Origin of the sequence: Pseudomarimonas arenosa (assembly GCF_014841215.1) — a bacterium.
In the GTDB taxonomy this organism is placed as follows: domain Bacteria; phylum Pseudomonadota; class Gammaproteobacteria; order Xanthomonadales; family Xanthomonadaceae; genus Pseudomarimonas; species Pseudomarimonas arenosa.
Genome location: NZ_JACYTR010000087.1, coordinates 1 through 12,166 on the forward strand (window position 1 = coordinate 1; position 12,166 = coordinate 12,166).

Here is a 12,166-nt window from a genome sequence, read left to right on the forward strand (position 1 = left end):
CGGTTCGGTGTGTTCGACGATCTGCGAGCCGCTCGTACTGCGGAACGCAGTGACATAGACGCCGTCATCCAGCACTTGGCCGGCGAGGGTCTGCCCAGACCATTGAAATGACTTCTTGCCGCAAGAAGGCGAATCCAGCACCTCGGAATACACCACCTCACCAGAGGTGAGCTTCTTGATGATCACTTCAAGCTGATCTGCCGAATTGGTGGTGAACTCGATGTTTCCTGCCTGCGATACCGACGGATCAATCACCATGGCGTGATCAGCCCTGGCTCTTCACGATGGGCTCGATCACCAGCTCGACCCGTCGATTTTGCTCCCGTGATGCCTGGTCGATATTCGGCGTTAAGGGCTTGTTCGCACCGTGTCCGATCACCAGGATGCGTTGCGCGTCGACCCCTGCCAGCCGGAGCACGTTGGCGACCGACTGAGCGCGTTGTTGCGACAGTCTCAGGTTGCCCTCGGCGCTGCCGGTATCGTCGGTGTGACCGTGGACTGCAATCAGGCTGGCGCGAAACTCAGCCAGGATGGCCGCCACCTGGCGCAGGGCGCCTTGCCCGGGGTCGGAGAGTCTGGCACGGCCGATCTCGAAGTTCAGTGGACCCGGAAGCCGGATGATGATGCGCTCAGGTTCACGTTGCAGCGAAAGCTGCTCGCCGGCTACCTGCTGCAGACGTGCCTGTTGTACGTCCATGAAGTAGCCGGCGGCGCTGGCATCCATGGCCAGGGCAGTTTGTTGCAAGCCTTGCTTGCGCACTGGGATGTCGGTCTCGGCATCGGCCTTCTGCGCCGCTGGCTCGGCTGTGTTTGCGGCGACCACGGGTTCCGAGCGTACCGAGCGCGCCGGCCATTGTCCGCAGGCGCTGCAGAGAGCCGCTGTGCAGAGCAACAGGGACAGGGCCGGAATTGGTCTCAACGGGCACGCTCCTGGGAAAGAAACGCAATGAACGCCTCGGCGTCCAATGCTCGACTGTAGTGGAAACCCTGGCCAAAGTTGACCCCGTGCTGGCGCAGCCACTCGACCTGCTGATCAGAGTGCACGCCTTCGGCAACGGTCTGCAGGTTCAGCGACTTGGCCATTTCAATGACATGCAAGATTACATGACTGGTGGCCGACTCGGTGCCGATGGCATCGACAAAGCTCTTGTCGATTTTCAGCACATCGAGCTCAAACGAGGATAGGTAAGAGAGGCTCGAATAGCCAGTGCCAAAGTCATCGACCGCCACCTGATGGCCGCGTCGGCGGAACTGCTGGATCAAGGTGCGGGCGCTCTCGGTGTTGACCAGGGCGCGCTCGGTGATTTCCAGCTTCAGTGCGCTGTTCGGCAGGCTTGCCTTGGCCAATCGGTCGAGCAGGGCCTGATCGAACTGCGGCGCGCACAGATCATCCGGGCTCAGGTTCAGATTGATCGACATGTTGGGGTATTTGCGCAGCGTTGGGGCCAGATCTCTTAACACTGAGTCTAGAACGGCAAGCGTAACCTGATGGGCCAGCCCATGGGCTTCGGCGATGGGTATGAATTCGTCCGGCGCCACCCACTCTCCACCTTTGTGGCACCAGCGTGCCAAGGCCTCGGCGCCTACGCAGCGGCCGGTTTCAAGATCGACCACCGGCTGATAGTGGGCATGCACATCGCCACGCCGCAGCGCTGTCTGCAGCTGGGCACGCATGCTCAGCCGATGACGGGTGTAGCGCAGCAGTCCATACATCCACAGCGTAGCCAGCAGCAAGCCCAGGCCGCTGCCGATTGCCAGGGTGGCGAGATGACGGCGCCAGAAGCGCGACAGCGGCTCGATGGCGACGACTTCAATCGGCAGCAATGCGTTGTGACTGAAGCGTGAGATCAACCGCTGGTTGCGTTCGTCTACCTGCAAGCCCGGGGTCAGAGTTTCTGGGGCCGGCAACTCGGCATCCCAGGGCACCGCGGCCAGTCGCAGGCCTTCCACCCATAGGCCTGCACGCCGGCCGTGCAAGGGCTCCACATCCAGCAGCATGCGCGGATCGATCGCAGCATCGTGATCTCCAAAACGCATCAGGAACAGCTGCACGCCGCCGATTTCGGTGTATGTGCTGGGCCACCAGGCGATCACCCCGGAGTCGTAGATGCGGTCGGCCTGCGGAGGCCGCAATCCCTGGCCGTGGACAAAGCCCACGCCACACAGCCGTTGCTCGGCTTGCCAATAGCCGATGGCACGAATGTAGGGCCGATCGACCGCCGCGTTCTGCAGCTGATCGAGGTGTTCAGGCGAGCAGCGCGAATCGGCAATCGCATCGAAATCGTGCAGCAGATCACGGGTGTCGACCATGATGGCCTCGGTACGCTGTCCAAGCTCCGCGGCCAGCCCGCCGATCAACTGTTCCTCCTGGCTGACCGACTCGTGCCACAGCAACCACAGGACGCCGGCAAACAAAGCGGCGGCGCCCAGCAGCGCGGCCAGCGAAATGCCGATCATCCAGCGTTCGCGATGTTGCATCGAAGCGTCCTGCGGTCACCGCGGCCGATCCCCGGCCGCCTACGGGACGAACAGCATAGCCGGTTGCCGTGTAAGGCCGGGTGGGAGTGAGGTGAAACAGCGAGTGTCAAGCCGTACCGCCGGTCGACATGGGGCGCCGGTTTGTCCGCGCTTGGGTCAGATGCGATTTCAGCGCCTGGCGCCTGGCGCTCGACCATGGCGCTGATCGGCGCTGCGGTCGATAATGACCGAAACGCCGGTTGGGTTTCTCGACCGCCAGTTGGATGCCGCTCGCATGCATGTGCTGATCATCGGTCGCTCAACGGAACTGCAGACGGAGATCGAACCACTGCTGGCCGACTACGGGGTCGACTGGCAGCTGCGTTTTGCCTCGGACGCCACCGCCGCTCTGCTGGAGATGCAGCGTGGTTCGGCACCCGATGTCGTGGTGTCGGAATTGCACCCCTTGGGCATGGATGGCCCGGCTCTGCTCGATCGGGTGCGCGAAAAAGTGCCGCGCGCCGGGCGCTTGATGGTTCTGGACGCCGCCGAAGCCGGGCAGGCGATGCGCGCACTTAACAGTGCGCATCGCTTGCTGCACAAACCCCTGCAGGCCGAAGAACTGATCGAGGCGGTCGACAGCCTGAACGATCTGCAGGATCTGCTCAATTCCGATGAATTGCGCGCGGCCGTTGGCAAGCTCGATCGATTGCCTCCGCCGCCAAAACTGTACCTCGCGCTGAGTCGGGCAGTGCAGAACCCGGACAGCTCGCTGGCCGATCTGGCCGGTCTGGTGGCGCAGGATCCGGTCAGCGCCGCGCGCGTGCTGAGGATCAGCAACTCGGCCTTCTACTCCAGCGGGCGGGAGATCGCCGACGTGCGCAGTGCGGTTATTCGCCTCGGTCAGTTGGAGGTACGCCGCGTGGTATTGGCCAGCGAGGTCTTTGCCGGTGCCGCCGATGGTGTTGATCGCGAAGCGATGCGCCAGCGCTCGCTGCTGGCCTCGCAACTGGCAGCTAAGCTGGTGGAGAATGCCAATGTCGAGCTGGCCACCACGGCGGCCTTGCTGGCCGAAGTTGGCATGCTGCTGCCCGGCGTGCGGCGCCAGGACGACCATGGACACTGGCAAGGTGACGGCCCGCACTATGCCGAGGCCGGCGCCTATCTGCTGGGCCTCTGGGGGCTGCCGTTTCCCATCGTTGAGGCGGTGGCCTTTCATCGTCAGCCCAGCCGGCTGAAGTCGCGCGGATTCTGGATCGGAGCCGCCGTTCACGTTGCCTGCGCCCTGGCGGCCGGACGCGAGGTCGACGAGCGCTTTCTCGACTCGGTCGGCGTGCTCGGCAAGCTGCCAATGTGGCGGGCCTGGGCGCAGGAATTGGGCGTGGCTCAGCAGCAGGCCGGCTCGACCGCGGTCCAAACACCCAAGACCGAATCCGACGAGGCGAGACAGGCGCGCCGGATCGAGAACGCCCGGCAGCTGCTCGATGCCAACCCGATCATTTCCGTCGAGCAGGCCGGCGTGCACTACGGGCTGCTGGCCGTCGACGCCCGCGCCGCCTCGGCCGAACAGGTGGAGGCGTGCCTTCTGGTACATCGCTTCGATGCGCTGGCCGTCGACCTCGATGCATCGGCGACGGAACGCGGCACCGTCGACGCTCAGCGCCTGCAGGCAGAAGCCGATGCGCCCTGGTGGCGAGAGTTGGCCTCTGCCGAGTGCGCAGCGAGTCGCCTCTGGGCTCAGTTTCAATTGCGTCTCCGTCAGCAAACCGGCGATTGGCCGGAGTTGGCGCAGTACGAGGCCATAGAGCTGGCCCACAAGCAGAAGTGGCCGATCTGGTCGCTGGATCTCGACCGCCATCAGCGCATGCAGTCGGCCCTGAACACAGTGTCGCGTTGGCGCCGGCTGCGCGCCTTGCACCGCGCAGCGCGAGCCTACCGGCACGAGTACACGGTCAGCGACTCGGCATGGCAGCGCTTTGAGAACGACGCGGCCATCTGGGTGGCCCTAACCGAGTTCCTGCCCGAGTTGGCTGCCGATATGGCGATCCGGCAGTCGCGATTGCAGCTAATGGCGGCCGAACTACGGCGCAGAGCACGTTTGGCCGCTGCCCGTCGCGTGCTGGTCGTGTTGGCCGCCGGTGAACTGGCCGCTTTCAAGCGTGCCTTGCGCAGTCGCGCCATTGAGGGCTGAGTGTCCGACTGGGCAGTCCCGCGCTGGCGGGCGTGTCATGGCCCCTTCAACAGCGCAGCCAGAGTGAGCACGCATGCAAGCATGGCGGCGCGCTGAATGGCGGATTGCGCGCATCGGCGAATTTGATCATCCGCAAAATGGCATCGCCCACAGTCAATGACACTGACCTCAGTCATTATCACCGAGGTGTCGTATGCGAGTGTCAAAGTCAGTGTTGTTGATGGCAATGAGTGCCGCCCTGGTCAGCCCCTCGGCCTTGGCGGAGGATTGGTTTGTTCGACTCGGGGCGCATGCCGTCGATCCGAAGTCCGATAACGGCACCCTGGCCGGTGGCGCCTTGCAGGTCGATATTGGTAGCGATGTCCGTCCGACCCTGGTGGTCGGTCGTTTTCTGGATGAACACTGGGCGCTGGAACTGCTGGCTGCCGCCCCGTTTGAACACGAAGTCAAATTGAACGGTGACAAGGCGCTGGACTTCAAACATCTGCCGCCGACCTTCAGCGTGCAGTACTACTTCGGTGAAGCGGGTTCATTCCGACCGTTCGTCGGCGCCGGCGTCAACTACACCTGGACGTACGACGAGCGCGAGAGTGGCGCTCTGGCCGGCACCCGCGTCGGCCTCGAAAACTCCTGGGGCCTGGCCGCCCAGCTCGGCTTCTCGGCACCACTGGCCGATCGCTGGCAGCTGATCGGTGACCTGCGCTGGATCGATATCGATGCCAAAGTGAAGGTCAATGGCGCCGAGGTCGGCTCGGTGGCGGTGGATCCATTGGTGTACGGGCTTTATGCCAGCTACTCGTTCTGATTGCTGAGGCATAACTCTGTCGCCCACCGGTGCATGATGTGGATGCCACGACCACCTTGGCCACAAGCGGTGGGCCACAGACCCACCCTACGAATCTGTGAAACAGCCCCACCCTACGATTGTGTGAAATGGTCGTAGGGTGAGCGTGCCGCCCACCGGTGCGTGGCGGATGCTACGACAGCGTTTGGCCACAAGCGCTGGGCCACGGGCTCATATGATTCGGGTCTATCGTTTGGGCCAATGCCAAGGCGGTTCGTCCAGCGGACGTTGATCGCGCAGCCGAGTTTCGCCCAGGCTGCGTTCCAGACACAGCGAATGACAGTGCGGCGAAGCCTCCAGCGCTGCGATCAGGCGGCTGGCATGCGAGATCACCCAGACCTGTGAGCGGCCGGCGGCATCGATGATCAACCTGGCCAGGGCTGGCAACAGATCGGGATGCAGGCTGGCTTCGGGTTCGTTCAGCACCATCAGTGAGGGCGGCCGCGGCGTGTGCAGGGCGGCTATCCACAAGAGATAACGCAGGGTTCCATCGGAGAGCTCAGTCGCGGCCAGTGGACGCAGCAGGCCCGGTTGGTGGAACCATAGGCTAAAACGGCCGTCATTGGCTTCGACGCGCACCTCGGCACCGGGGAAGGCATCGGTCAAGGCGGCCTGCACCGCCTCGTGGTCGCCGATCTCCAGAATCGTTTGCCAGGCGGCGGCTAGATCGCTGCCATCGTGATTCAACACCGGCGTGCGGGTGGCCAGACGCGATTGCCGCGCCGGAGCGTCGACATCGGTGCGGAAATGATCGTAGAAGCGCCAGCCGCGCAGCTGCTCGCGCAGCAGCAGCACCTCGGGCGCGCGTTCGGGGTCGGCCAGCTGGCGCAGCATGCTGTCGAAGCTGTCGAGATGGGCATCGAGCAGCGCCCAGTCGCGATCGCGGCGTATCCGTACTGCCGGGCCGCGTCGATCGACCAGCAGATTGGCCGGGCGCAGGAAGGGGCCGGACCAGATGCATTCGCGTTTGATTTCAGGATCGAGCGAAAAGGCCGATTGCGAGGGCTTGGGGTAGCCAAGATCCAACGCATAACCAAAGGTTTCGCTGGCAAAGCCCATCCGCAGTGCGATCGATTCCTGTCGATGCTGGGGTTCGATTGCCACCTGGCCGGCACGCATCTCGCGGGTCAGGGTTTCCGGCCCAGCCCATAGCGCCGAGCCCAGCCCGCCTTCTCGAGCCAGGGCCTTGGCCACGCCGTCGGCCGCCGTCTCGGCCAGCAGGCGCAAGGCGCGATACAAATTGGACTTGCCGCTGCCATTGGCGCCGGTGACCACATTCAGCGACTGCAGCGGAATCACCAGCGAATGCAGCGAGCGGTAGTTGGCAACGGCCAGAGTGGTGAGCATGCAGAGGTGGGAGGAAAAGCCAGCCCGACTTATACCAGCCGTTGCGCGGTCGGAGAAATTGAAGATGCGGGCTTGGCCAACCCGGACATATCCGGGTCAACCCAGGTCAGTGGCGATCATCCACAGCCCGGTACCGATCAGAGTGACCGATAGCGCACCCCAGCCAATGGCGCGCTGCCGACGCGGCCGCCAATGCGAGACGATCTCACTGATCGACCAAAGGGTGAGCGCCAGCAGGGTGCAATAGATCAAGATGCGAATCATGGCGTTCTCCGTTCGCTGCGTGGCGCATGGCAGGTACCCTACACCAGACGGGCCGACGCCTGGGCTGTGACCCGCGACGATGGGTAGGCAGCGCCCAGCACGCACCCCTCAAGTCGTAGGGTGGGCGTGCCGCCCACCAGTGCGAGGCTGCCCACCTTGGGGCGGTGATGGTGGGCCACAGGCCCACCCTACGAAACTTCGGTGGGTCGACGGAATGGTGTTTCGAGCAGCACCCAATGGAGTCGTAGGGTGGGCGTGCCGCCCACCGGTGCGGGGTCCATAACATGCCGTTCAACTTACGTGCCTTGCGGGCGGGGCATTCACTCCTGCAATCGTTGCGCTAACTGCAGCCACTCACGTTCGCGCTTCTGATAGCTTGTCGGCGCGCGCTTGGCGCGCAGCAAAGATTCTCTGCACAACTGCTGTGCTTTGTTGTGCTGACCCATTCGCACCAGCATCTGGGCATAGCGCACCCGCGCCTCTTCGCCAGGAAAGGAATCGCGCAGTACGTCGTACTCCTCACAGGCACGAGGCAGCTGGCCGTCGGCTTCCAGCGCGCGGGCGTATAGCAGGTGGCCGTCGGGCGATTTGTGATTCGGGTGCGCGCTGATCAGCGCATCCAAGGTGGCAATGGTCTTGGCTGGTTCGGCGTTCTCGAACTGTGCGCGGGCCAGGCGCTCAAGGATGGCCGGATCATCCTTGTGCATGCCTTTCAGGCTGCTCTGCAATAATTCGATCGCCTGCGGAAACATCCGCGCCTCGATGCATTCGTCTGCCAGTGCGACCCGGTTTTCCTCCGTGTCGGCAATCTCCAGCATCTCCTTGCGGCGCTTGAACTCGCGTTGCGGATCAATCGCCTTGATCAGGCTGTTCCTGGCCCGCTTCACCGTGTGACTGCTGCCCAGCTCGGGCAGAACCTGGGTGAAAAAATACACCGCACAGCCAATGCCCGGCACCAGCAGGATCAGCCACAGCCAGAAGAACTCTTTGCCGGTACGCACGGCGTGGATAGCGAAGGCGATTTGAACAACGAGTAGCAGGATGCCGAGCAGATGCATGGAAAGTCTCAAATTTCTTCGTATTAGAGCCCCTCTACCGCTGAGAGAGACCGATGTGTGGCGATTCTCGCCGCGCCGGGTGGCCCTCCCCGATGTTCGGGGAGGGCTGCAGGGGTTAGGGAGCCGATCTTTGCCTGCCCAGGGGCCTCCCATAGCGAGGTTCCTGGGTAGGGGAGCAAGACGCGCGGCGTCCGCGTTTCCGAAGCGCGCAGTGTAGCCGCCGCCCGCAAAACGCCACAAATCGTCCGTGATCGGGCCGAATCGAGCCGCGTCACTGACGGTTCGGCGCTTTCTACTGTGTTCAACGACTCAGGGCAAATCGCCGGTTTGTTCGGGCAGTCGTCAGCGCCAACGTCGAGGGGCCGATATGAGCGAGATCAGGGAACGATTCCATCCATTCAAAGCGGGTGCCAACCGGCGCAAGACCCTGGTGCTGGCGCTGGCCCTTGGATTGGGCTGGATGCTGTGGAGTCATCCGCCGGTGGAGTCGGTGGCTGAGGAGCAGTTCGGCCTGCGGGTGAATCGCATCACCGGCGGGGCGCGTCTCATCGAGGGCGGCAGCGAAGCCTGGGTGTGGCCGCTGCTGCACCAGCTGCACGCATACTCCACCGCTGATCAGACCTTCGCGCCGTTCGCCGCCGACCGCATTGGCCTTGATCCACTGCAATCGGCCGATGGCCTGTCGGTGTGGATCGAAGCCAGTCTGCAGTATCGAGTCGATCCGACCCGGCTGGCCGAGCAAGCCGATCTGCCGTCCGACCTGCAGAAGGATTGGCTGCAGCCGATTGTTGAGCAACAGCTGCGCGCCGAGTTCGCGCGCTACACAATGGCCGAGCTGCTCACAGACAAACGTCAGGCCGTGTTCCAGTCGGCCAGCGCGGCGCTGCAATCGGCCCTCAGCCAGCGCGGTATCGAGTTGCGCGCATTTCAGATCGATGGCTTGGCCCTGCATCACCAGGGCACGCAGTGGACCTTGCACGAGCGCGCCTACAAACCGATGGCCGATGCTGACAGCCATGCCTTTGCACCTCTGTTGTCGAAGGATGGTTTGTCGGTGTATGCCGATATGAGCATGCGCTACGCCCTGGATGCTGAGCAGTTGACTCTGACTCAGCAAATGCCGCGCGATCTGCAGGGCCAGGTGGTCGACCCCCAGGCTCGCGACATCCTTGGCAAGGCGTTTGCCCGCTATACCCTGCACGAGATCTACAACGACAAACGCCAGCAGTTGCAGGACGACATCCGCAAGGAACTCGCTTCGGGCCTGAAGGCCAAGGGCTTTGTGCTGAACGGCTTCCTGCTCGGTGATGTGTCCCTGCTGCATCTGGGCATGCAATTCAGCCTGCACGATCGCATTTTTCGCCCTCAGCGTAGCGCATCGGTGAGCGCAGACGCCCCGCTGCAAACCTCCGAGGGCCTGTCGATCGGCGTTGAGCTGGCAATCCGTTACGCCCTCGATACCGAAACCCTGGCCGAGACCGTGCTCAACCTGCCGGCCGATGTCGACAACCAGCGTGTCGCACCGCTGGTCGATGGGGTGATCTATCGGGTGCTGTCCTCGTACTCGGCGCGCGAGATCTTCTCCAGCAAGCGCAGCGACGTGCAGCAGGAGATCGTCAAGACATTGGCGCCCTTGATGCAGCGCGATGGCCTGGTCCTGCGCTCGGTGACCCTGGGCAATATCGATCTGCCGCGCGACTACAAGGCCGGCATGGATCGCGTGTTGCAAACCGAACTGCAGAACGAGCAGATGAAGTACACCTTGCAGCTGAAGGAAAAGGAAGTCCGGCAGTCGGAACTGCAGGCTGAGGCGGAAAAGGTGCGCCGCGAGAAACAGGCCGAGGCGGCCGCCCGCGAACAGGTGATCGCGGCCAAGGCACAGGAAGAGGCGATGCGCCATGTGCTGCCGTTCAAGCAGCAGCAGGTTGAGCAGAAGAAGCTGGAAGCCGAAGCCGATCGACTGTCTCGGATCAAGACCGCCGAAGGTGTGGCCGAGGCACGCAAGATCGAGGCCGCCGGCGAGGCTGAATCGCGGCAGAAACTGGCCGATGCCGAAGCCTATCGGATGGAGCGGCTCGGCAAGGTGGCGAGCGCCCAGCTGGAACGCGACGGCGCCTTGATCGATCGCTATCCGCTGATGATCCAGAAGACCCTGGCAGACAAACTCTCCGATAAGGTGCAGGTGATCATCGCCCCGCCGCCGGCCGACGGTGGCTTTATCGGCAACACCTTGTTGGGTGCCAATGATGAAAAGCGGGGGCGTCGATGAGCCGCTCTTGCCGCAACCTTGCCTGGTGGAGTCTGATGTTCGTGCTGCTGGTGCTCGCCGTTCGACTGGGTGAGGCCCAGGCGGCGACTCAGCAGCAGGTCGGGGCGCGGCCGGCCGAACCGCGGCCGACCGCCCTGGTGGTGGAAGATCGGGTCGCACTGCGGGCCGAGCCGCGCGATTCGGCCCGCCAGCATGCCTTGCTTTGGCAGGGTGACAGCGTGGAGATCCGCGGTCGCCGCTTCGATTTCCTGCAGGTGTACGACTATCGGCGCGAACGCGGTGGTTATGTGCGCGCCGACCAGCTGCGGCTGTTGAACCTGCAGCCCGAGGCCGCCGCCGATCTGATGGCCGTGGTGCGCTTCCTCGAGTTCAGCCCGGGCAATGAAGCCCTGGGCGTGGCCTATGCGGCGGCCTTTCTGCGCGCCGCCCCGGCCAAATCGATTGGCGCCGAGGCGTTCAGTGCCTTGGGCCGGTTCGCTGATCGCCTGGCCTATCGAGTGTCGAATGCGCGCCGCAGCAATGATGAAACCCTGAGCGCGCATCTTGAGGTGGTGGCGCACTACGGCGTGCGCATTCGCAGCTTCGAGCGGGCAGGGCGGATGCAGCTCTGCTACGACGGCGACGCTTTTCGTCGCGTGCTGGCCCTGCCGGCGAGTGCCGAGCAACAGGTCGATGCCGCGCTGTCGCTGACCCGGCCGGAATGCGTCGACCCCGATCTCACTCCGCTGGAACGCCACCTGCACGACGACTGGCGCACCCAGGTGCTGGCCCGGGTGGACGAAACCGAACTGCCCGAGCATATTCGCAACCGCCTACGCATGCGCAAAGCCGCGGTCTGGGCCAGTGTCGCCTTTCAACGCAGTCGCCGCGGTGAACCGACTGAGGAAGCCGCCGAGCTGGCACGGCAATCACTGGTCGCGGTGGATCTGCGTGCTTTGAGCGAGCGCGACCGTGACGAATACGAAGAGGCTGCGGTGCGCGTTGGCGCTTCACGCTGGGCCGCCGACCTGGGCCTGCCGCAAAAGGGTGGCCCACAGATCGTGCTGCAAGCCGGCAATGAGCCGGGACAAACCTGCGTGCGCCTGCACGGCCCCGCCGCCAGTGACGGCAAACCCGGCAACCTATTAACCCAGCGTTGCACCTTTGCCACGGTCTGGCCGCAATCCGCCCGACTCAGCCCGGCCAACGACATCCTGGCCCTCGCCGTGCAACCACTCGATGGCTGGCGCGAACTATGGCTGTTCCAGGAGAGCAAGGACGGCTGGCAGATCGACGTGCTACCGCCGGAAGCCGATACCCCCGACCTTGGCTATATCGAATTCGCCGGCTGGGTGCCGCGATCCCGCAAGATCCTCACCGCCCGCGAATTCAAACAGCAGGGTCGCTGGATGAAACAGTACGAGCTGCGCAGTCTGGATAGCCTGCAAGTGGAAAAGCATGCCGATGATCCCTCACACCTCAGCATCTTCTATCGCAATCAGGATGTGGCCTGGAAGAAGCAGAGCTTGGCCCTGCGCTAGCCCGCATATTTCATGAGGTCGCGCCGAAAGATCCGGCAATTCCAAGCGGGGCGAGAGATTCGACCGATGGTGTTGAGATAACAGAGTGTTCGTGATCTTTCGGCGCTGGCACGGCCCTCATTCGGCCGCTGCGCGGCTACGCAGGGCATTCGCCCTGAGGTCCTTTGCGCCGATTGCCGCGTTGTTCGGCTGCTACGCAGCAACGGCTACTTCGTA

At 63.6% G+C, this 12,166-nt stretch carries 10 protein-coding genes; 4 read left to right on the plus strand and 6 right to left on the minus strand.

What is annotated here, in order from left to right:
- The 3 genes from IFO71_RS20525 to IFO71_RS20535 all read right to left on the minus strand — a co-directional run.
- Positions 1-258 (minus strand): FlgD immunoglobulin-like domain containing protein (locus IFO71_RS20525; protein ID WP_225444830.1); only part of this gene is annotated, 258 nt, incomplete at its 3' end.
- 7 nt (positions 259-265) lie between these two features.
- Positions 266-919 (minus strand): OmpA family protein, encoded by a 654-nt coding sequence (locus IFO71_RS20530; RefSeq protein WP_192031560.1) that lies wholly within the window; start codon positions 917-919, stop codon positions 266-268.
- On the minus strand, positions 916-2,478 hold the full coding sequence (locus IFO71_RS20535) for an EAL domain-containing protein (protein ID WP_192031561.1): 1,563 nt from the start codon (positions 2,476-2,478) through the stop codon (positions 916-918). The genes IFO71_RS20530 and IFO71_RS20535 overlap by 4 nt, the downstream gene beginning before the upstream one ends.
- Before the next feature lie 223 nt (positions 2,479-2,701).
- On the opposite strand from IFO71_RS20535, the gene IFO71_RS20540 reads away from it, so the two are divergent.
- Positions 2,702-4,648, plus strand: coding sequence for an HDOD domain-containing protein (locus IFO71_RS20540; protein ID WP_192031562.1), 1,947 nt, complete (start codon positions 2,702-2,704; stop codon positions 4,646-4,648).
- Positions 4,649-4,841: 193 nt separating this feature from the next.
- On the plus strand, positions 4,842-5,453 hold the full coding sequence (locus IFO71_RS20545) for an OmpW/AlkL family protein (protein WP_192031563.1): 612 nt from the start codon (positions 4,842-4,844) through the stop codon (positions 5,451-5,453).
- A 225-nt stretch (positions 5,454-5,678) separates the two neighbouring features.
- Here the strand turns inward: IFO71_RS20545 and IFO71_RS20550 are convergent, their stop codons facing one another.
- The 3 genes from IFO71_RS20550 to IFO71_RS20560 all read right to left on the minus strand — a co-directional run bounded on the left by IFO71_RS20550 (position 5,679) and on the right by IFO71_RS20560 (position 8,161).
- Entirely contained in the window at positions 5,679-6,839 is a 1,161-nt protein-coding gene (locus IFO71_RS20550; protein WP_192031564.1) for an AAA family ATPase, read from the minus strand.
- Between the two features lie 96 nt (positions 6,840-6,935).
- Entirely contained in the window at positions 6,936-7,103 is a 168-nt protein-coding gene (locus IFO71_RS20555; RefSeq protein WP_192031565.1) for a hypothetical protein, read from the minus strand.
- 320 nt (positions 7,104-7,423) lie between these two features.
- Complete coding sequence (locus IFO71_RS20560; RefSeq protein ID WP_192031566.1) at positions 7,424-8,161, minus strand: tetratricopeptide repeat protein; 738 nt, start codon at positions 8,159-8,161, stop codon at positions 7,424-7,426.
- Positions 8,162-8,528: 367 nt separating this feature from the next.
- Between IFO71_RS20560 and IFO71_RS20565 the strand changes: the two genes are divergently transcribed.
- Together IFO71_RS20565 and IFO71_RS20570 are read left to right on the plus strand one after the other, a co-directional pair.
- The gene (locus tag IFO71_RS20565) at positions 8,529-10,430 is read left to right on the plus strand and encodes an SPFH domain-containing protein (RefSeq protein ID WP_192031567.1); all 1,902 of its coding nucleotides are present in this window, start codon (positions 8,529-8,531) and stop codon (positions 10,428-10,430) included.
- Positions 10,427-11,950 (plus strand): hypothetical protein, encoded by a 1,524-nt coding sequence (locus IFO71_RS20570; protein ID WP_225444831.1) that lies wholly within the window; start codon positions 10,427-10,429, stop codon positions 11,948-11,950. The genes IFO71_RS20565 and IFO71_RS20570 overlap by 4 nt, the downstream gene beginning before the upstream one ends.
- Positions 11,951-12,166 lie beyond the last annotated feature (216 nt).

Bases quoted from the DNA above. Each gene is read 5' to 3' on its own strand.
- IFO71_RS20535 (WP_192031561.1), bottom strand. From the start codon at position 2,478: ATGCAACATCGCGAACGCTGGATGATCGGCATTTCGCTGGCCGCGCTG.
- IFO71_RS20540 (WP_192031562.1), top strand. From the start codon at position 2,702: ATGACCGAAACGCCGGTTGGGTTTCTCGACCGCCAGTTGGATGCCGCT.
- IFO71_RS20545 (WP_192031563.1), top strand. From the start codon at position 4,842: ATGCGAGTGTCAAAGTCAGTGTTGTTGATGGCAATGAGTGCCGCCCTG.
- IFO71_RS20550 (WP_192031564.1), bottom strand. From the start codon at position 6,839: ATGCTCACCACTCTGGCCGTTGCCAACTACCGCTCGCTGCATTCGCTG.
- IFO71_RS20555 (WP_192031565.1), bottom strand. From the start codon at position 7,103: ATGATTCGCATCTTGATCTATTGCACCCTGCTGGCGCTCACCCTTTGG.
- IFO71_RS20560 (WP_192031566.1), bottom strand. From the start codon at position 8,161: ATGCATCTGCTCGGCATCCTGCTACTCGTTGTTCAAATCGCCTTCGCT.
- IFO71_RS20565 (WP_192031567.1), top strand. From the start codon at position 8,529: ATGAGCGAGATCAGGGAACGATTCCATCCATTCAAAGCGGGTGCCAAC.
- IFO71_RS20570 (WP_225444831.1), top strand. From the start codon at position 10,427: ATGAGCCGCTCTTGCCGCAACCTTGCCTGGTGGAGTCTGATGTTCGTG.